The sequence below is a fragment of the Ancylobacter radicis genome, from assembly GCF_018449475.1.
GTDB lineage: Bacteria > Pseudomonadota > Alphaproteobacteria > Rhizobiales > Xanthobacteraceae > Ancylobacter > Ancylobacter radicis.
In genome coordinates this window covers 145,960-165,141 of the sequence record NZ_JAHCQH010000012.1, presented here as the reverse complement: position 1 = coordinate 165,141, position 19,182 = coordinate 145,960, and the positions used below count along the sequence as shown (strand labels likewise).

Below are 19,182 nucleotides of genomic sequence, written 5' to 3'. Positions count from 1 at the left end.
TGCCGCCATGGCCGAGACCACACCGTCCCCCCGTTCCGGCTACGAGCTCGATCCCAAGCTGCTGGAAATCCTCGTCTGCCCGGTAACCAAGGCGACGCTGGAATATGACCGCGCGGCCCATGAGCTGATCTCGCGCCCGGCGCGCCTCGCCTATCCAATCCGCGACGGCATTCCCATCATGCTGGCGGACGAGGCCCGCCAACTCTCCGAGGAAGAGGCCGAGCGGCGCTGAGGCGTTACAACGCCTCGCCGCGCAGCAGGCGCGGGGCCGCCCCGACAATGCCGGCGGCGTCGCGGATGAAGAAGTCCTTCAGCCGCGGCAGGCGCTCCACCAGGCCGAGTCCGACATCGCGCATCAGCCGGGCGACATCGTTGCGCTGGCCGAACAGCCGGTTCAGCCCATCCGTCGCCGCGCCCATGGTCAGCGTGTCGAAGCGGCGCCAACGCTGGTAACGCTCCAGCACGTCGACGCTGCCCATGTCGAGGCCGAGCCGGGCGGCGTCGGTCATCGCCTCGGCGAGTGCGGCGACATCGCGCAGGCCCATATTGATGCCCTGCCCGGCGATCGGGTGGATGGTGTGGGCGGCATCGCCCACCAGAGCGAGGCGCTCGCCGATGAAGCGGCGCGCCATCTGGAAGCCGAGCGGGAACGCCTTCGGCTCGTCCAGAATCTCCAGCGCGCCCCATTCCAGGCCGAAGCGGCGCTCCAACTCGTCGAGCAGCAGGATGCGCGGCAGCCTCAGCAGGCTCTGCGCCGTCTCCGTTGCCTCGGTCCAGACGACGGAGGAGCGGTTGCCGGTCAGCGGCAGGATGGCGAACGGCCCGGCGGGCAGGAAATGCTCGATCGCCTTGCCCTCATGCGGGCGCTCATGGCCGACCGTCATGACGATGGCCGACTGGTGATAGGACCAGCCGACGACGCCGATGCCGGCCATCGCCCGCAGCTTCGAGCGCCCGCCATCGCAGGCCGCGAGCAGCGCCGCGCGGGTCGCCGTGCCGTCGGAGAGGGTGATCTGGGTGGCCGCAGTGCGGGGCGTGAAGGAGGCGACGCCGGCCGGCAGAAGTTCGATGCCGCGGTCGCGGGCCAGCTCGGTCATCGCGTCCTGAAGCACCGCGTTCGGCACCATATGGGCGAAGGGCTCGCCCGGCGCGACCTCGCCGTCGAAGGACAGGAACACCGGCCGTGCCGCGTCGGAGAGCTTGGAATCGGTGATCTCCATGGCGAGCATGGGCTGCGCCTCGCCCGCCACGCGCTCCCACACGCCGAGCGTCTCGAACAGCCGCCGCGCCCCGGCGGCGAAGGCGGAGGCGCGCATGTCCGCGCTCTTGACCTGTGCGCGGGCGAATACCGGATCGGCGACCGCCAGACGCGCCGTCTCGCCCAGCCCCTGGCGCAGCGCGAGCGCCAGCGTCAGCCCGGCGAGCCCGCCGCCGGCGATGACCGCGCCGTGAGATGTGGTGTGATCCATCGCTCATGCCTCCTTGATCGGGCCGTTCTGGCCCCGCTGCCGGCCTCTCTCAATACGTGGGAGTGCGCAGGCGGGACGACGACCCGCCTGCGGCGGATTGTGTCCGCCCCATCCTATGCCTTAGCTACGGGCAGGGGACAATGAGCCGGGAGCCGGAGCGACCATGAGTGACGCCGCAGCATCGCGCCCGCCGGGATCGAGCACCGCCGAACTGGTCGACCTGCTCGATCTTGAACCGCTCGAGGTGAATCTGTTCCGCGGCCGGAATCCGCCGGAATCCTGGCCATTCCGCACCCGTGTCTTCGGCGGGCAGGTGCTGGCGCAGGCGCTGGTGGCCGCGCAGCGCACGGTCGACATCGCCGCCCATTCGCTGCACGCCTATTTCCTGCTGGCCGGCGATCCCGCCGCCCCCATCCTCTACGAGGTCGAGCGGGTGCGCGACGGGCGCTCCTTCGCCACACGGCGCACGGTGGCGATCCAGCACGGGCGGCCGATCTTCATCATGTCGGTCTCCTTCCACCGCGAGGAACCCGGCCTCGACCACCAGCTCGACCTCGAAGGCCCGGTGCCCGCGCCGCAGGATGTGCCGGGTATCCATGATCTCGCCGACAGCGTGCTGGCGGGGTTGCCGGAGCCGGTGCGGAACTATTGGCTGCGCCCGCGTCCGATCGAGCTGAAGCCGATCGGCCTCGGCGAGCGCCATGCCGTGCCCCGGCGCAGGGTCTGGTTCCGCGCCGCCCAGGCGCTGCCGGACGATCCGGCGCTGCATCGTGCCGTGCTGGCCTACGCCACCGACATGACGCTGCTCGAGGCGACCACCGTGGTGCATGGCACCAGCGTGCTGGGTAGCCGCATCCAGGCCGCCAGCCTCGATCATGCGCTGTGGCTGCACCGCCCGTTCCGCGCCGATGGCTGGCTGCTCTATGTCCAGGACAGCCCCAGCGCCTCCGGGGCACGCGGCCTTGCCCGCGGCCTCATCTACGATCAGGCCGGCCGGCTCGTCGCCTCGGTGGCACAGGAAGGCCTGATCCGGCCCGTGGGTGAAGCCATTTGAGGCATTTGCCTAAAAATTAGATAGTGTGTGTCGAATTTTGGGCGGTGCCTAACAGCCGGAATCGTGGCCGATCAAGAATTGTGCAGGGTTGGAGCCGCGAGCGGAGGACGAATCCGGGCGGTCAGCCCCCTCATATCGCGTGAATCGGGGGCGCGAGGCGCATGAAAGGCTTGTTCCGTCACGGTTGGCACGCGAATTGATTCCTATCATCCCGGCTTGACCGAAAGGGTGGGAGTAAACCCGCCTGGCCGAGTACGACATCAAACGCCAGGAGCCCGATGTGCAGGGTTCTAGGCCAAGCGGGGACAGGAACCATGAAGATCGTCATGGCTATCATCAAGCCTTTCAAGCTTGAGGAAGTCCGGGATGCGCTCACTGGGATCGGTGTGCACGGACTGACCGTCACGGAGGTCAAGGGATATGGCCGCCAGAAGGGCCACACCGAGATTTACCGTGGCGCGGAATATGCGGTGAGCTTTCTGCCGAAGCTCAAGATCGAGGTCGCCGTGGCCTCGGAGAACGTGACCAAGGTCATCGACGCCATCACCACCTCGGCGAAGACCGGCCAGATCGGCGACGGAAAGATCTTCGTCTACGCGATCGACCAGGCCGTTCGCATCCGCACCGGCGAGACCGACGCCGACGCGCTCTGAGCCAGCGCCATTGATCCCGACTTTTCCGATTGCGACGGAGCATTGAACCCATGACGATGAAGAATTGGATACGCGCGGGTCTTCCCGCGCTGGCGGTGACGGCGCTGGCATCAGCCGCCGCGTTCGCCCAGGATGCGGCGGTTGCCGCGGCGCCGGCGGCGCCGGCGATCAACAAGGCCGACACCACCTGGATGCTGCTGAGCACCATCCTCGTGCTGATGATGGCCGTCCCCGGCCTCGCTCTGTTCTATGGCGGCCTCGTCCGCGCCAAGAACTTCCTGTCGGTGATCGCGCAGGTCTTCTATTCGGTCTGCATCGTCACGATCATCTGGTTTGTCTACGGCTACAGCCTGGCCTTCACCGGCGGCTCGTCCTTCATTGGCGGCTTCTCCAAGCTGTTCCTCAACGGCGTGACTCTGGAATCGCTGGGCGCCACCTTCTCGGTGGGCGTGGCCATTCCCGAGCTGGTGTTCGTGGTCTTCCAGCTGACCTTCGCCGCCATCACCCCGGCCCTGATCATCGGCGCCTTCGCCGAGCGCATCAAGTTCTCGGCCATCGTGCTGTTCATCCCGCTCTGGGTGACGTTCATCTATTTTCCGATGGCCCACATGGTGTGGTACTGGGCCGGCCCGGACGCGGTTGACGCCGCTGCCAAGGCTCTTGCCGCTGCTACCGATCCGGCTGCCAAGGAGGCCGCTCAGGCCGCTCTTGATGCCATCCTCGCCGACACCGGCCTGATCTTCTCCTTCGGCGCCATCGACTTCGCCGGCGGCACTGTGGTTCACATCAATGCCGGTATTGCCGGCCTCGTCGGCGCGCTCATCATTGGCAAGCGCACCGGCTACGGCAAGGAACTGATGCCGCCCCACTCGCTGCCCTTCGCGCTGGTCGGCACCGCCCTGCTGTGGGTTGGCTGGTTCGGCTTCAACGCCGGCTCCAACCTCGAAGCGGCGCCGCTCACCGTCCTCGCCGTGCTCAACACCTTCGTGGCCCCGGCCGCGGCGGCTCTGGGCTGGGCGCTGGTCGAGTGGCTCGCCAAGGGCAAGCCCAGCCTGCTCGGCCTGGCCTCGGGTGTCGTCGCCGGTCTGGTGGCGGTCACGCCGGCGGCGGGCTTCGCCGGCCCCGGCGGCTCCATCGTCCTCGGCTTCGTCACCGGCATCGTCTGCTTCTTCTTCTGCACCACGGTGAAGAACGCGTTCGGCTATGACGACAGCCTCGACGTGTTCGGCGTCCATGGCGTGGGCGGCATTGTCGGCGCCATCGGCACCGGCATCCTGGTCAGCCCGTCCCTCGGCGGCACCGGCATCTATGACTACGTCGCCGGCGCGGTTGCGCCCTACGACATGGCCACCCAGGTCATGGCGCAGATCAAGGGCGTGCTGGTCACGGTGGTGTGGTCGGGCGTCGGCTCCGCGATCCTGTTCTGGATCGTCAACATCATCGTCGGCCTGCGTCCGTCGGTGGAGAAGGAGCGCGAGGGTCTCGACATCGTCGATCACGGCGAGCGCGCCTATCACAGCTGATTTCGGCGCCGGCGCCTCGCGCGCCGGCCCGTCCCGCTGCTGCCGCTGTCGCGGCCTGCCCCGGCGCTTCGCGCCGGGGTTTTTCATTTCAGCCTCCCGCTGGCGCCCCGCGCCGGGGTTTCCGTTTCAGCCCCTGCGGGCGCCCCGCACCGGGATTTTCCATTCCAGTCTCTGGGGCCTCGCGCTGGGGCTTTCGTGTCCGTTTCTGCCGGAGCCGGGCGCCGTGGTTTCGTTCACGTCCGGCGCGGGCGTCCCGCACCGGTTTTCTTGCGCCCCATCTGGCGTCGGGGCGTACATGGTTAAGAACGCCTTTACCGCGCGCGCTCTATCCTGCCGGCGAGAGCCCGCATTTCCGCGGGGCCTGCCGAGACCTTTTCGTGACCGATCCCCTGCGCAGCGGCGATGCCCGACATTCCTCCGCCCCGGCCCTCGATGCCGGCCCGGCGGCGCGCTCGCCTTTCATCCGCCTCAACGAATTGCTCGCCGGCCTCACCCCCGGCAAGGCCCCGCTCAGCCTCGCGGTGGGCGAGCCGCGCCACGCCATGCCCGATTTCGTCGGCACCGTGCTTGCCGCCCATCTCGACGGTTTCGGCCGCTACCCCGCCGGCAAGGGCCTGCCGGAGTTTCGCCGCGCGAGCGCCGACTGGTTCGCCCGCCGCTACAGCCTGCCGCGCCCGCTCGATGCCGAGCGCGAGGTGCTGGTGCTCAATGGCTCGCGCGAGGGGCTGTTCTTCGCCGCCCTGATGGCACGCCGGCTGCTGTCGCCGCACAAGCAGGGGCAGCTCAATGGTGCGACTCCGGCCGTGCTGCTGCCCAATCCGTTCTACGCCGCCTATGGTGCGGGCGCCGAGGCCGCCGGCTGCGAGAGCGTGCCGCTGCCGCTGCCTCCCGGAGGCGGCTGGCTGCCCGATCTCGATTCGCTGGACCGCGCGCTGCTCGAACGGGCGGTCGCTGTCTATCTGGCCTCGCCGGCCAACCCGCAGGGCACCATCGCCCCGCGCGCCTATCTGGAGCGGCTGGTCGCGCTGTGCCGCTTCCATGAGGTGATGATCTTCGCCGACGAATGCTATTCGGAGATCTGGCTCGGCGATGCGCCGCCGACCGGCATTCTCGAAGTGGCCGGGCCGGACTATGCCGGCGTCGTCGCCTTCAATTCGCTCTCCAAGCGGTCCAGCCTGCCGGGCCTGCGCCTCGGCTTCTGCGCCGGTGACGGCCGCTTCATGGAAGCCTTCGGCGAGTTCCGCAACGTGGCCGCGCCTCAGGTGCCCGAGCCCCTGCAGATGGTCGGCATCGCCGCGCTGGCGGACGAGGCGCATGTGGTCGCCAGCCGCGACCTCTACCGGGCGAAGTTCGATCTGGCGGACCGGCTGCTGGCCGGGCGTTTCGGCTATCAGCGGCCCGATGGCGGCTTCTTCCTCTGGCTCGACGTGGCCAGCGTCGGCGGCGGCGAGGAAGCCTGCCGCCGGCTGTGGCTGCGCGAGGGGCTGCGCACCGTGCCCGGCGCCTATCTGTGCCGCGCCGAGGCGGACGGGCGCAATCCCGGCGAGACTTATCTGCGAATCGCGCTTGTTCAGGATCTGGCCACGACCGAGGCGGCGCTGCAGCGTCTCCTCGTCGGGCTGGGCTGACAGGGCCATAGGGGCGGGCAACCAGCATGGGCCGGACACAGACGACGATGCGGGCGCCGCGCCTCGAACCGGAGGCGCCGCGCGCCGGCCGCGCCCCGCGCAAGGGGGCCGCTCCCGCGCTGCCGCCGACGCCCCGTGGCCCGGCCCGCCGCCGGCAGAAGGTGGGCGGTTTCCTTCCCGAGGAGGTGAGGGGCGCCCTCGGGCGCCGCGCCGAGGAACTGATCGGTCTCACCCTCCTCATTGGCGCGATCGTCCTCCTCACTGCACTCAGCAGCTGGTCGGCGGATGACCCGAGTCTCAGCCGTTCCAGCGCCGCCGCGCCGGCCAATCTGCTGGGTTTGCCCGGTGCCATGGTGGCCGATCTGGTCATCCAGCTGTTCGGCCTCGCCGCCCTCGCCTTCGTGCTGCCGATCGGCGTCTGGGGCTGGCTGACGCTCACCCATCGCCGGCCTAACCGTATGCGCCCACGTCTGTTTTCCTGGGTTGCGGGTCTTGTCTTCGCCAGCGGTTTTGCCGCCTGCCTGCCGCGTTTCGGCGCCTGGCCGCTGCCCATCGGGCTCGGCGGCGTGCTGGGCGAGGGGGTGCTCGCCATTCCCGACGCGCTGCGCTCCAGCTGGCTCGGCAGCTTCGACTATGCGGTGGTCGGCGCGCTCTGCCTGTTCGGCATGGTCCTCACCCTGCCGATCGCCCTCGGCATGGGTCTTCGCTCCACCCAAGTCACTGACGAATATGGCGAAACAACCGACATCGAGGATGACGAACCGAGCCGGTTCGCCTTTCTTCTCGGCATGGCGACGCATGGCCTGCTGACGCTGAAGGCGCGTTTTTCCGGCAGCGGCCGCCGCCGCGCCCTGCGTGAGCGCCCGCGCCGCAGCCTCATGGCGCGCCTCCTCAACCTCGGCGCAGAGGAAGAGACGGATCACTACCGGCCGGGCGCGCGGCTGGAGCCCAATTTCGAGGGGCATGGCGACCTTTCCGTCCTCGATACGGCGGGATTCGCCAGCGAAGATGGGGACTTGGCCGAGGATGAGCCCTTCGAGCCCGCCCCCGCGCCGCCGCCCCGCACCGCCGCCCCGAGCCGGCGTCCGCCGCTCCGCTCCATCAAGGGCGGGCGCGCGGCACTGGAGGAACAGCGGCGCCGCTACATGCTGCCCGGCCTCGATCTCCTCTCGCCGCCCCCGCCGCGTGGTGGGCCGGCCCTGTCGCGCGAGGCGCTGGACCAGAACGCCCGCGATCTCGAAGGCGTGCTCGACGATTTCGGCGTGCGCGGCGCCATCGTCAATGCGCGCCCCGGCCCGGTCGTGACGCTGTATGAACTGGAGCCGGCGCCGGGCATCAAGTCGAGCCGCGTCATCGGTCTCGCCGACGACATCGCCCGCTCGATGAGCGCGATCTCGGCCCGTGTCGCCGTCATTCCCGGCAAGAACGCCATTGGCATCGAACTGCCGAACCCCAAGCGGGACAAGGTGTTGCTGCGCGAAATCCTCGCCGCCAAGGATTTCGGCGAGGCCGCGCACAAGCTCGCCATCGCGCTCGGCAAGACCATTGGCGGCGAGCCGGTGATCGTCGATCTCGCGCGCATGCCGCATCTGCTGGTCGCCGGCACCACGGGTTCGGGCAAGTCGGTCGCCATCAACACGATGATCCTCTCCCTGCTCTACCGCCACCGGCCGGAGCAGTGCCGGCTGATCATGATCGACCCGAAAATGCTGGAACTCTCCGTCTATGACGGCATCCCGCATCTGCTCACCCCTGTCGTCACCGATCCCAAGAAGGCGGTGGTCGCCCTCAAATGGGCGGTGCGCGAGATGGAGGAGCGGTACAAGAAGATGTCGAAGGTCGGCGTGCGCAACATTGACGGCTTCAACGCCCGCGTGGCGGAAGCTATCGCCAAGGGCGAACAGATCGTGCGCACGGTCCAGACCGGCTTCGACCGCGAGACCGGCGAGGCGATCTATGAGCGTGAGGAAATGGACCTCTCGCCCATTCCCTACATCGTCATCGTCGTCGACGAGATGGCGGACCTGATGATGGTCGCCGGCAAGGATATCGAAGGCGCCATCCAGCGCCTCGCCCAGATGGCCCGCGCCGCCGGCCTCCACCTCATCATGGCCACCCAGCGCCCGAGCGTCGACGTCATCACCGGCACCATCAAGGCGAACTTCCCGACCCGGATTTCCTTCCAGGTGACCTCGAAAATCGACAGCCGCACCATTCTCGGCGAGATGGGCGCTGAACAGCTGCTCGGCCAGGGCGACATGCTCTACATGGCCGGCGGCGGGCGCATCTCCCGCGTCCACGGCCCGTTCGTGTCCGACCAGGAGGTCGAGCGCGTCGTCGAGCACCTGAAGGCGCAGGGCGCGCCGGATTACCTTGATGCGGTCACCGCCGATCTCGACGAGGATGGCGGCGACGGTGGCGCCGTGTTCGACAAGGGCGGCATGGGCGAGGAAGGCGGCGACGTCTATTCGCAGGCGGTGGCGGTGGTGATGCGCGACAAGAAGTGCTCCACCTCCTACATCCAGCGCCGCCTCCAGATCGGCTACAACCGCGCCGCATCGCTGGTCGAGCGGATGGAGCGCGAGGGGCTGGTCGGACCGGCCAATCACGCCGGCAAGCGCGACATCCTGATCGAGCCGGGTGAGGGCGACGGTTATTGACGCCGCGTCGATTGATCGGGGCGTTCATTGACCCCGCGTACCCAAGGCGTCGCCACGCCGCGGGCCATAGGATCGCCACAGCGGGACGCTACCCCTGTGGCCAAATCGTCAACCGCACGTCGCGTGCCGCGCGACCGCAGCGAGGCATCATGCGCCATCTACACTGTCTTCGCGTCGCCTCTACCCTCGTCATCGCCTCCGTTGTCGCGCTGAGTGCCGGCATGGCGCTGGCGCAGGTGCCGGCACCGCCCTTTGCCCCGCCGAAGAAGCCGGCCGCCGCATCGACGCCGACCACGGCGCCGGCGGCCGATCCCAATATCCAGATGGCGGCGACATCGGGCCAGCAGGCGGCAGCCGTCACGGTCCAGCGCATCAACGATTATTTCAACAGCTTCAAGGTGATGAGCGGCAATTTCGTCCAGGTGGACCCGGATGGGACCCGGCGGGAGGGCGAGTTCTACATTCTCAAGCCGGGCCGTGTTCTGTTCGAATATGCTCCGCCGAGCCCGATCGAACTGGTGGCTGACGGCCGCTCGGTTGCCGTGCGCGACAAGCGGCTGAAGACGCAGGACATCACCCCCCTCTCGGCAACGCCGCTGCGCTTCCTGCTCGCCGAGAATTTCGATCTCGCGCGCAACGCCAACGTCACCGGCGTCTATCAGGACGACGTCTTCGCCACGGTGGTGATCGAGGAGAAGCAGCCCATGGTCGGTACCTACCGGCTGATGATCATGTTCGACGCCAAGACCATGCAGCTCAAGCAGTGGACCGTCACGGATCCGCAGGGCTACGACACGACGGTCGCGGTATCGAACCTGAACACCAGCGAGCGGCCGGACCCGATGCTGTTCGTCATCAACCGCGATTGAGATTTCCTCTCCCCAGGCGGGCTGCAATACGCGACACGATGCTCTAGGGTCGCGCGCGCTTTATCCAAGGACGTCCCGCCCGTGCCGCTGACCATCGCCACCTGGAACATCAATTCGGTGCGCCTGCGCATCGAACTCGTCGGCAAGCTCGCTGCCGAGCATCAGCCCGACGTCATCTGCCTGCAGGAGACGAAGACGCCCGATGATCGCTTCCCGCTGAAGGATGCGGCGCGATTCGGCTATCCGCATGCGGCGATTCATGGCCAGAAGGGCTATCACGGCGTCGCCATCCTCTCGAAGCGCCCCTTCGAATCGGTGAGCCGGCAGGGCTTCTGCGACATGGGCGATGCGCGCCACATTTCCGTGGTGCTGGGCCGCGAGGCCGGGCTTTCGGCGCCGCTCACCATCCATAACTTCTACATCCCGGCGGGCGGGGATGTTCCCGACCCGGACGTGAACGAGAAGTTCCGGCACAAGCTCGCCTTTCTCGACGAGGCGACGGTCTGGGAGGCCCTTCACCCGCAGGCGCCCGCCGCGCGCTCCGTGCTGGTGGGCGATCTCAACATCGCCCCGCTGGAAGCAGATGTGTGGAGCCACAAGCAGCTTCTCGATGTGGTCAGCCACACGCCGGTCGAGGTCGAGAAACTCGCCCGCCTGCAGTCCGCCGGCCGCTGGGTCGACGTGATGCGCAACTTCGTCCCGCCGCAGGAGAAGCTGTTCACCTGGTGGAGCTACCGCGCCGCCGATTGGGCGGCCTCCAATCGTGGGCGTCGGCTCGACCATGTATGGGCCACGCCGGCTCTCGCGCCGACTGCGCAAGCCATGACCGTCGTGCGCGAGGCGCGTAGCTGGGAACGGCCCTCCGACCATGTGCCGGTGGTCGTCACCTTCGATGTGTGAGGGCGCGCGCGTCTCCTCTCGCCTTTCGCGGCACTGCGTTATAGGTTGCGCCGGAGCTTTGCTGTCGATGCTGTCCGCCCCGCCCGCCGATCCGAGGTCGCCCTTGTCCCGTCCGTCGCGCCGTCCCCTCCGCCTTGCCGCCTTCGCCGTCCTGATGGGCGGAATCCTGGCGCTTGCGGGCTGCGGCGTGAGAGGCCCGCTGGAGCCGCCGCCGGACACGCCGCTCGGCCAGCCCGGCCCGGATGGCAAGATGCCGAAGGATACGGGCCCGGTGAAACCCGACAAGCCCTTCATCCTCGATCCGCTGCTCTGAGCCGCGCCTCGCGCCGAACAGGCGCTCCACCCCGCGTTCCGGGCCACCACGATGCATCATTTCGCCTATCGCGACGGCGTCCTCCATGCCGAGGATGTGAACCTCCTCGACATGGCGCGCGAGGTTGGCACGCCCGTCTATGTCTATTCGACGGCAACGCTGGAGCGGCATCACCGCGTCTTCACCGAGGCCTTCGCCGATACGCGCACCACGTTGTGCTACGCGCTCAAGGCCAATTCCAACCAGGCGGTGATCCGCACCTTCGCCAAGCTCGGTGCGGGCGCCGACATCGTCTCGGGCGGTGAACTCAAGCGCGCGCTGGCGGCGGGCATCGCCCCGCACAAGATCGTCTTCTCCGGCGTCGGCAAGACCCGCGAGGAAATGGCGGCGGCGCTGGACGCCGGCATCATGTGTTTCAATGTGGAGAGCGAGCCGGAACTGCTCACCCTCTCCGAGGTCGCGGTCAGTCACGGGGTTGCCGCGCCGATTTCGATCCGGGTCAATCCCGATGTCGACGCCAAGACCCACGCCAAGATCTCGACCGGCAAGTCGGAGAACAAGTTCGGCATTCCGGTCTCGCGCGCCCGTGCGGTCTATGCCTATGCGAGCGCCCTGCCGGGCCTGCGCATCACCGGCGTCGACATGCATATCGGCAGCCAGATCACCGATCTCGAACCCTTCGACAACGCGACCGCGCTGCTGGCGGATCTCGCCCGCGACCTGATGGCCGATGGCCATCGTCTGACCCATCTCGATCTCGGCGGCGGGCTTGGCGTGCCCTATGTCGCGGGAGAGGCGGAACCGCCGCTGCCCTCGGCTTATGCGGCGCTGGTGAAGCGGCACACGCATAATCTCGGCCTCGGCCTGGTTTTCGAGGTTGGCCGGATGCTGGTCGCCAATGCCGGCATCCTGGTCACGCGGGTCGTTTATGTGAAGGAAGGCGCGGGCAAGCATTTCGTCATCGTCGATGCGGCGATGAACGACTTGATCCGTCCGACGCTCTACGACGCCCATCACGAAATTTTGCCCATCCGCGAAGCCGTGGCCGATGGTGCCCGGATGGTGGCGGATGTGGTTGGTCCGGTCTGTGAAACCGGCGATTTCCTGGCGCTCGGGCGGCGTCTGCCGGAGCTGCGGGCGGGCGATCTCGTCGCGGTGATGACGGCGGGCGCCTATGGCGCCGTGCAGGCCTCGACCTACAACACCCGCGCCCTGGTGCCGGAAGTGCTGGTGAAAGGCGGGGAATTCGCCCTGGTGCGGCCCCGTGTCGAGGTCGACCAGCTCATCGCACTTGACCGCGTGCCGGCCTGGCTCGCCTGAAGCCACGGCGTCCCGCGCCATAATAGCGACGCCTCCCGGGCTCACGATCTGATGATCCCTTGGGCCCGCCCGTTTCCGCGGCAGGGCTGGCGTGTGCTGGACCCCATGCTAAGGTGACGCTTGGGCTGGTGTGGGGCGCAGGCGTCGGAGGTTCGATCGCGTGACGGCGACACCGGAAGGACAGTCGGAGAGCGCAGGGGCTTCGCGCCCTGGCATTGCGCGCGACTCCAGCAGTGCGCAGCTCGCCACGCGACGTATGGAGGCCGCTCTCCAACGCGCCTGGGCCGCCCTGATGTGGGAGCGCGTCTGGCCCGCTCTGGTCGCTCTCGGGGCGGCGATTGGTCTGTTTCTCATCGTCTCCTGGCTCGGCCTGTGGCTGGCGCTGCCGCCTTATGGGCGGATCATCGGCCTTGCCCTGTTCGCTGCGCTTCTCGTCGTGGCCTTGATCCCGGCGCTGCGCATCCGTCCGCCCAATGCCGGCGAGGCGCTGTCGCGGCTCGACCGTGCGAGCCGGCTGCCGCATCGGCCGGTGACGGCGCTGTCCGATCATATCGCCACGCGGCCGGACGATCCGGTGGCCGCGGCGCTGTGGCGGGCGCATATTGCGCGCATGACGGCTCAGCTTGGCAGCCTCAAGGTGGGCCTGCCGTCGCCGCGCGTCGCCGCGCTCGACACCAAGGCCTTCCGCGCGCTGGTCCTGCTTGGCGTCATCGCCACCTTCTTCATGGCCCCCGGCGATCACCTGCGCCGCATCGGCGCCGCCTTCGACTGGGCGGTGTTGACCCCGCCGGCGCCCTACCGGATCGACGCCTGGGTCACGCCGCCCGGCTATACTGGTCGCCCGCCGGTCATGCTGCCGGGGCTTCGCTCTCAGGAAGCGGCGCAGGCTGGCTCTTCCGACCGGACGAACGAACAGGCACCGCAGGATTTTGCCGCGACGGCGCTGACGGTGCCGGTCGGATCGGAACTCGTCGTGCGGATCATCGGCCTCAAGGAGGTACCGCTGGCGGTCGAGGGCGGGCTCGCGCCGCCGCCCCCGCCTGAGGCCACCGAGTCGGCAGCGTCGCCCGCTCCGGCGACGGCCTCGGCCCCGCGCCCGCAGGGTACCGCCGAAGGCCCCCCCGGCGATGAGCGTCGTTTCGTGATCGCGTCGGACGGCTCGGCCCGCATCGAGGGGCCGGATGGGCGGACCATCGCCTGGCATTTCCGCGCGCAGCCGGACCAGCCGCCGACCATCGAGCTGACCAAGGAGCCGCAGGCGTCCGGCCGCACCGCACTGGCACTGAACTACAAGGCGCAGGACGATTACGGCATCGTCGGTGCCGAGGCGACTTTCACGGCGGCGCCGGGCATCGCCCCGCTGCATGGGCTGAAGAACGCGCCGCCGAAACCCGCCGCGCGGCCGCTGGTCAAGGCGCCGAACTTTCCGCTGCCGCTGAGCGGTGGGCGCGGCAAGGTAGTGACCGGACAGACCGTCAAGGATCTCACCGAGAGCCCGTGGGGCGGCACCCGCGTCAACATGGTGCTGACCGTGCGCGACGAGGCCGGGCAGGTCGGCCAGTCGGCCCCGCGCAGCTTCGTCCTGCCGGCCCGCGCCTTCTCCAATCCGCTGGCCCGCGCGTTGATCGAGCAGCGGCGCGTGCTGGCGCTCGACGCCAATGAGCGCATGCGCGTGCAAGCTGCGCTTGATGCGCTGGCCATCGCGCCCGAGCGATTCACGCCCGATCCTTCGCATTATATGGGCCTGCGCACCGCCTATTGGCGGCTGGCCAATGCCCGCAGCGACGAGGATCTGCGCGGTGTCGTCGACTATCTCTGGGAAGTGGCCGTCCGCATTGAGGATGGCGACCTGTCCGATGTCGAGAAGCAGCTTCGCGACGCCCAGCAGGCGCTGCAGAACGCGCTGGAAAATGGCGCCAGCGACGAGGAAATCCAACGCCTGACGCAGGAATTGCGCGAGGCGATGGAGAAATTCATGCAGGCGCTGGCCGAGGAGGCGCAGCGCAACGCCGATCGCGGCGACAGCAACCAGCCGATGGACCCGAACACCCGCACGGTCCGCCCGCAGGATCTGCAGAAGATGCTCGACCGCATCGAGGACATGGCGCGCAACGGCGCCCGCGACGCGGCGCGGCAGATGCTGAGCGAATTACAGAACATGCTCAACGGGTTGCAGGCGGGCCGCCAGCAGCAGCGCCGCCAGCAGGGCCAGAGCCAGATGTCGCAATCGCTCGACCAGCTCGGCGACATGATCCGCCGCCAGCAGCAATTGCGCGACCGCACCTTCCGCGAGGGGCGGCAGGAAGGTCAGCAGGGTCAGCAAGGCCAACAGGGCGAGGGCGGCGAGCAGGAGCAGTCCTTCAACGACCTGCGCCAGAACCAGGAGCAGCTGCGCGACCAGCTTCGCCAGCTGCGCGAGCGGATGCAGCAGGCCCAGCGTGGGCGGCAGCAGGGCGAGCAAGGCCAGCAGGGCGAGCAAGGTCAGGAGGGGCAGCAAGGTCAAAAAGGCCAGCAGGGTCAAGGCGGTACGCCGGGCGACGGCGGGCTTGGCGAGGCCGAGCAGGCGATGCGGGAGGCCGAGGAGGCGCTGCGCCAGGGCGACGGGACCGGCGCGGTCGACGCCCAGAGCGAGGCCCTTCAGGCGCTGCGCCGCGGCGCCCAGCAGATGGCCGAGGCGATGCAGCAGCAGGAGGGTGGTCCCGGTGGCGAGCAGCCGGGCGGGCCGTCCGGGCTGCAGGCCGAGCGCACCGATCCGCTCGGGCGGCCGATGCGCTCGCGCGATTATGGTGACGATACAACGGTTAAGGTGCCGGACGAGATGGACATGCAGCGCGCCCGCCGCGTGCTGGAGGAACTGCGCCGCCGCTTCGGCGAGCCCGATCGGCCGCGCCTCGAACTCGATTATCTCGAACGCCTGCTGCGCGATTTCTGACCGCGCGGGCCTCGCCCAAAATGGGCGATTTCGGCGTGACCGATGAGTGCAGTGAGGCGAACAGTCAGGCCGATGGGGCCGAGACGCGTGGCCGATCGGTGCGGATCGTCCCAAACGCCCCGCCCCCACGATGCGGGGGAGGGAAGGGGACGGCACTGACTCGTCCGCGTTGGCTCGATGCTTCGTCCCTGACCGCCCGCGCCACGCACGGAAGACGTGGATGGCCGGGCTGATCCCCGGATCACGTCCGGGGACGGCCATGACGCTGTATGAGCGGTAACGTCGGCAGCAGGGCCAGCAGCGACGTGGTGCCTGTCCCCTCCGGGCCCTGCCCCCCTAGCGCCACGCAGGGAAGACGTGGATGGCCGGGTCAAGCCCGGCCATGACGGTGTTTGAGCGGCCAACGTCGGCAGCAGGACCGCCAGCGACGTGGCGCCTGTTTCCCCCTGGGCCCGGCTGCCCGTCACCCACGCCCTCTCAAATCCCCGCGTCGTCGGTGAGGGGTTCCGTCTTGTGGAACACGCCGGTCTCCGTCAGCAGCGCCCCGACCCTGCACGCCCGAGCTTGCACGTCCAGCCCGCCCGCTCAACCGGCACGCGAGCGGCGCGCGGTCGACACACCCGACAGACCCAAGCCGCTCCCCGCGCGTCACCCCTCGGCGTCGGGGATGTAGCCGATGAAGGGCAATTGCCGGTAGGCGTGCGACACGTCCATGCCATAGCCCACGACGAAATAATCCGGGCATTTGAAGCCGACGAAATCGGCGTCGATCTGCACCGCGCGCTTGTGCGGCTTTTCCAGGAGCACGCAGACCATCACCCGGTTGGCGCCGCGCGCGGCCAGAAGATCCTTGGCGAAGGCGAGGGTGCGGCCGGATTCGAGGATGTCGTCCACCAGCAGCACGTCGCGCCCGCGCACCTCGGTCTCGATGTCCCTGAGCACGGTGACATGGCCGGAGGACACCCGCGCGTCGCGGTAGCTCGACAGGGTGATGAACTCGACCTCCGGTGCCAGCCCGGCATGATGCATGGCGCGGATCAGATCGGCGGCGAACACGAAGCTGCCCTTCAGCACGGCGATGACGACCAGCTTCTGCGGCCGGGCGGCGACGATTTCGTCCACCAGTTCGCTGTTGCGGACCGCGATCGCCTCCGCGTCATACAGCACTTCCACATGCGGCAGCAGGGTCTGGGAAAGGTTCATATCGCTCTCGGCGCCCGTGGCGCCGGTCTCCGTCGGCTTGGTCATGCGGTCCTCGTTGCGGCGGCGCTTGCGGCCGCCCTTTTCCTTCGCCCAAGATGAACGCGCGGGACCATCGCGTCCAGTTGTCCCCGACCGGGCTGCCATCGGGTACCGGCGCTCGGCGTTTTGGCGCATGGACCCGCGCTCTATGCTAGGAGTGCTCAGGCGAGAATCATCCGCCCCGGGCGGAGCGTCGAGGGAAAGAACTGTTGGTCCGATTCGAGAATGTCGGCCTGCGCTACGGCATGGGGCCGGAAGTGCTGCGGGACGTCACCTTCGGCATACCGCCGCATTCGTTCCAGTTCCTCACCGGGCCTTCCGGCGCCGGCAAGACGACGCTGCTGCGCCTGCTGTTTCTCTCGCTGCGGCCGACGCGCGGGCTGATCAACATCTTCGGCCGTGATGCGGCGAAACTCGGGCCCGATGAAACCGCGGCGCTGCGCCAGCGCATCGGCATCGTGTTCCAGGATTTCCGCTTGCTCGACCATCTCACCACCTATGAGAACGTCGCCCTGCCGCTGCGCGTGCAGGAAAAGGAAGAGGCGAGCTACCGGGCCGAGGTGCGCGAACTGCTGCAATGGGTCGGGCTCGGCGAGCGCATGCATGTGCTGCCGCCCGTGCTCTCCGGCGGCGAGAAGCAGCGCGCCGCCATCGCCCGCGCGCTGATCAGCCGGCCGGAAATCCTGCTGGCCGACGAGCCGACCGGCAATGTCGATCCCGGCCTTGCCCGCCGGCTGATGCGGCTGTTTCTCGAACTGCACAAGACCGGCACCTCGGTGCTGATCGCCACCCACGACATCGGGCTGATGGACCAGTTTGACGCCCGCCGGCTCGTCATCAATCAGGGGCGGCTGACGGTCTATGACTGAGACCCCCGCGCGCCACCCCTTCTCGCTGTTCTCTCGCCTGCGCGGGCACCACGCCGCTGCGGGCGAGGAGGGGCATGAGCAGCGTCAGGGCCGCCCGCAGCCCCGCTCCATCGTGCCGAGCGCGACCATCACCGGCAGCGCGCTGGTCGCGGTGGTCGCCATCATGACCTTTCTCGCCGGGCTGACCATCGGCAGCGTGGCGGCGGTGCGGACCGTGGCGGCCGACTGGACCTCGCAGATCGCCCGCGAGACGACCATCCAGATCAAGCCGGGGGACGGGCTCGACGTGGCCGCCGCGCTCGACAAGGCGGTGGCGGTGGCGCGGGCGACGCCGGGCGTCGCGGACGCGCAGGCGCTCGGCAATGCGGAGACGGCGGCGCTGCTCGAACCCTGGCTCGGCTCGGGGCTCGACATTGCCAGCCTGCCGGTGCCGCGCCTCGTCATCGTCAAGCTGGCGCCCGAGGCCGGCGCCCAGACCCTGCTGGCGCTGCGCGCGGGGCTGGCGGCGCAGGTGCCGTCCGCCAGTTTCGACGATCACCGGCAATGGTCCGACCGGCTGCTCACCACGGCCCGGCTGGTGGTGCTGATCGGCCTCGCCGTGCTCGCTTTGGTCGGCGCGGCGACAGTGCTCTCCGTCGTCTTTGCCACGCGCGCGGCGGTGGATGCGGCCCGTGCCATCGTCGAGGTGCTGCATTTCGTCGGCGCCCGCGACGCCTTCATCGCGGCCGAATTCCAGCAGCATTTCCTCTGGGTGGGACTCAAGGGTGGGCTGATCGGCGGCGGCGCGGCGATGGCGCTGTTCTTTTTCAGCGCCACCCTGCCGGGTTGGCTCGGCCTCACCTCGCGGGCGGATACGCTGATCGGCGCCATCGCCCTCGATGGGCGCGGTTATGGCGGTATTCTCGGCGTGTCGGTGCTGGTCGCGCTGGTAACGGCGATCACCTCGCGCCTCACCGTCTATCGCACCCTGCGCCGCATCAGCTAGGCTTGTTCACGTGTCGACCCTCGCCATGCCAGATCCCGCACCCGGCCCCCAGCGCCGCCGCTCGATGCCGCCTCTGCTGCGCGTCGGCTTGTTCTGCGCCGTGGCGGTGATCGTGCTGGTGTTGACCGGTTTCGCGATCTTCCTGTTCTCGCTGGAGCGGGGGCCGTCGGCGACCCTGCCCACGGCCGACGGCATCGTCGTGCTCACCGGCGGCGCCGACCGCATCACCGACGCGACGATCCTGCTGACCGAGCGGCGCGGCAAGAGGCTGCTGATCACCGGCGTGCATCCCGACACCACGCTGACCGAGATCAGCCGCACCGTGCCGGCAACCCGCGAGGCGCTGGAATGCTGCGTCGAACTCGGCCGCTCGGCGCTCAACACCCGCGGCAACGCGATCGAGACGGCGGTGTGGGCGCGCGCCAATGATTTCCGCTCGCTCATTGTCGTCACCTCCGCCTGGCACATGCCGCGGGCCCTGGTGGAACTGCGGCGGGCCATGCCGGACATCGCGCTGCTGCCCTATCCGGTGGTGGCGCGCGGGCCGCGCGAGGCCAACTGGTGGGGCGCGCTCGCCACTATCCGGCTGTTCTTCGTCGAATATCTGAAATTCCTCGCCGCCTATGTCGGCATCGGTCCCTGGCCGGCCGTCACCTCGGAAATCGGCACCATGCCGGACGGTCCCACACCCTGACGTGATCACGTAACGGGAACATTCCGGCCTCCTTGCGGATTCAGGCTGCAAGGCGTGTTGACGCCGTGGCT

General features: G+C 68.8%; 16 protein-coding genes. 14 read left to right on the top strand and 2 right to left on the bottom strand.

What is annotated here, in order from left to right:
• Window positions 1-7 precede the first annotated feature (7 nt).
• A complete protein-coding gene (locus tag KIP89_RS02715; RefSeq protein ID WP_213753868.1) occupies window positions 8-232 on the top strand; it encodes a Trm112 family protein in 225 nt (74 codons plus the stop codon).
• Window positions 233-236: 4 nt separating this feature from the next.
• On the opposite strand, the gene KIP89_RS02710 is transcribed toward KIP89_RS02715, so the two are convergent.
• Window positions 237-1,469, bottom strand: coding sequence for a ubiquinone biosynthesis hydroxylase (locus KIP89_RS02710; RefSeq protein ID WP_213753867.1), 1,233 nt, complete (start codon window positions 1,467-1,469; stop codon window positions 237-239).
• A 163-nt stretch (window positions 1,470-1,632) separates the two neighbouring features.
• On the opposite strand from KIP89_RS02710, the gene KIP89_RS02705 reads away from it, so the two are divergent.
• The 10 genes from KIP89_RS02705 (at window position 1,633) to KIP89_RS02660 (ending at window position 15,321) form a co-directional block, all read left to right on the top strand.
• Window positions 1,633-2,523 carry an acyl-CoA thioesterase gene (locus tag KIP89_RS02705; RefSeq protein WP_213753866.1) on the top strand — a complete coding sequence of 297 codons (891 nt, stop codon included), beginning with the start codon at window positions 1,633-1,635 and terminating at the stop codon, window positions 2,521-2,523.
• A 314-nt stretch (window positions 2,524-2,837) separates the two neighbouring features.
• Window positions 2,838-3,176: a P-II family nitrogen regulator gene (locus tag KIP89_RS02700; protein ID WP_213753865.1), complete on the top strand. Its 339-nt coding sequence runs from the start codon at window positions 2,838-2,840 to the stop codon at window positions 3,174-3,176.
• A 50-nt stretch (window positions 3,177-3,226) separates the two neighbouring features.
• Window positions 3,227-4,699 (top strand): ammonium transporter, encoded by a 1,473-nt coding sequence (locus KIP89_RS02695; RefSeq protein WP_213753864.1) that lies wholly within the window; start codon window positions 3,227-3,229, stop codon window positions 4,697-4,699.
• A gap of 377 nt (window positions 4,700-5,076) precedes the next feature.
• Window positions 5,077-6,327, top strand: coding sequence for an aminotransferase class I/II-fold pyridoxal phosphate-dependent enzyme (locus KIP89_RS02690; protein WP_369807029.1), 1,251 nt, complete (start codon window positions 5,077-5,079; stop codon window positions 6,325-6,327).
• Window positions 6,328-6,374: 47 nt separating this feature from the next.
• Window positions 6,375-8,987, top strand: a complete 2,613-nt coding sequence (locus KIP89_RS02685) for a DNA translocase FtsK (RefSeq protein ID WP_250152155.1) — start codon at window positions 6,375-6,377, stop codon at window positions 8,985-8,987.
• Window positions 8,988-9,136: 149 nt separating this feature from the next.
• Window positions 9,137-9,856, top strand: a complete 720-nt coding sequence (locus KIP89_RS02680) for a LolA family protein (protein WP_213753862.1) — start codon at window positions 9,137-9,139, stop codon at window positions 9,854-9,856.
• Window positions 9,857-9,937: 81 nt separating this feature from the next.
• A complete protein-coding gene (locus KIP89_RS02675) occupies window positions 9,938-10,756 on the top strand; it encodes an exodeoxyribonuclease III (protein WP_213753861.1) in 819 nt (272 codons plus the stop codon).
• A 103-nt stretch (window positions 10,757-10,859) separates the two neighbouring features.
• Window positions 10,860-11,069: an LPS translocon maturation chaperone LptM gene (gene lptM / locus KIP89_RS02670; RefSeq protein ID WP_213753952.1), complete on the top strand. Its 210-nt coding sequence runs from the start codon at window positions 10,860-10,862 to the stop codon at window positions 11,067-11,069.
• Window positions 11,070-11,120: 51 nt separating this feature from the next.
• The gene (gene lysA, locus KIP89_RS02665; RefSeq protein WP_213753860.1) at window positions 11,121-12,389 is read left to right on the top strand and encodes a diaminopimelate decarboxylase; all 1,269 of its coding nucleotides are present in this window, start codon (window positions 11,121-11,123) and stop codon (window positions 12,387-12,389) included.
• A 130-nt stretch (window positions 12,390-12,519) separates the two neighbouring features.
• On the top strand, window positions 12,520-15,321 hold the full coding sequence (locus tag KIP89_RS02660) for a TIGR02302 family protein (protein ID WP_440131636.1): 2,802 nt from the start codon (window positions 12,520-12,522) through the stop codon (window positions 15,319-15,321).
• Between the two features lie 648 nt (window positions 15,322-15,969).
• Here KIP89_RS02660 and hpt read toward each other — a convergent pair.
• A complete protein-coding gene (gene hpt, locus KIP89_RS02655) occupies window positions 15,970-16,524 on the bottom strand; it encodes a hypoxanthine phosphoribosyltransferase (RefSeq protein ID WP_213753943.1) in 555 nt (184 codons plus the stop codon).
• Between the two features lie 248 nt (window positions 16,525-16,772).
• On the opposite strand from hpt, the gene ftsE reads away from it, so the two are divergent.
• From ftsE to KIP89_RS02640, 3 genes are read left to right on the top strand one after another with little or no spacing between them, the layout of a single operon-like run.
• On the top strand, window positions 16,773-17,432 hold the full coding sequence (gene ftsE, locus KIP89_RS02650) for a cell division ATP-binding protein FtsE (RefSeq protein ID WP_213753858.1): 660 nt from the start codon (window positions 16,773-16,775) through the stop codon (window positions 17,430-17,432).
• Window positions 17,425-18,417: a cell division protein FtsX gene (locus KIP89_RS02645; protein ID WP_250152153.1), complete on the top strand. Its 993-nt coding sequence runs from the start codon at window positions 17,425-17,427 to the stop codon at window positions 18,415-18,417. Before ftsE ends, KIP89_RS02645 begins: the two co-directional genes overlap by 8 nt.
• Before the next feature lie 25 nt (window positions 18,418-18,442).
• On the top strand, window positions 18,443-19,111 hold the full coding sequence (locus tag KIP89_RS02640) for a YdcF family protein (protein ID WP_213753857.1): 669 nt from the start codon (window positions 18,443-18,445) through the stop codon (window positions 19,109-19,111).
• Window positions 19,112-19,182 lie beyond the last annotated feature (71 nt).

Excerpts from the sequence above, each read along its gene's own strand:
- KIP89_RS02680 (WP_213753862.1), top strand. The coding sequence starts at position 9,137 with ATGCGCCATCTACACTGTCTTCGCGTCGCCTCTACCCTCGTCATCGCC.
- KIP89_RS02700 (WP_213753865.1), top strand. The coding sequence starts at position 2,838 with ATGAAGATCGTCATGGCTATCATCAAGCCTTTCAAGCTTGAGGAAGTC.
- KIP89_RS02710 (WP_213753867.1), bottom strand. The coding sequence starts at position 1,469 with ATGGATCACACCACATCTCACGGCGCGGTCATCGCCGGCGGCGGGCTC.
- KIP89_RS02645 (WP_250152153.1), top strand. The coding sequence starts at position 17,425 with ATGACTGAGACCCCCGCGCGCCACCCCTTCTCGCTGTTCTCTCGCCTG.
- KIP89_RS02685 (WP_250152155.1), top strand. The coding sequence starts at position 6,375 with ATGCGGGCGCCGCGCCTCGAACCGGAGGCGCCGCGCGCCGGCCGCGCC.
- lysA (WP_213753860.1), top strand. The coding sequence starts at position 11,121 with ATGCATCATTTCGCCTATCGCGACGGCGTCCTCCATGCCGAGGATGTG.
- KIP89_RS02715 (WP_213753868.1), top strand. The coding sequence starts at position 8 with ATGGCCGAGACCACACCGTCCCCCCGTTCCGGCTACGAGCTCGATCCC.
- KIP89_RS02695 (WP_213753864.1), top strand. The coding sequence starts at position 3,227 with ATGACGATGAAGAATTGGATACGCGCGGGTCTTCCCGCGCTGGCGGTG.
- hpt (WP_213753943.1), bottom strand. The coding sequence starts at position 16,524 with ATGAACCTTTCCCAGACCCTGCTGCCGCATGTGGAAGTGCTGTATGAC.
- KIP89_RS02640 (WP_213753857.1), top strand. The coding sequence starts at position 18,443 with ATGCCAGATCCCGCACCCGGCCCCCAGCGCCGCCGCTCGATGCCGCCT.
- KIP89_RS02705 (WP_213753866.1), top strand. The coding sequence starts at position 1,633 with ATGAGTGACGCCGCAGCATCGCGCCCGCCGGGATCGAGCACCGCCGAA.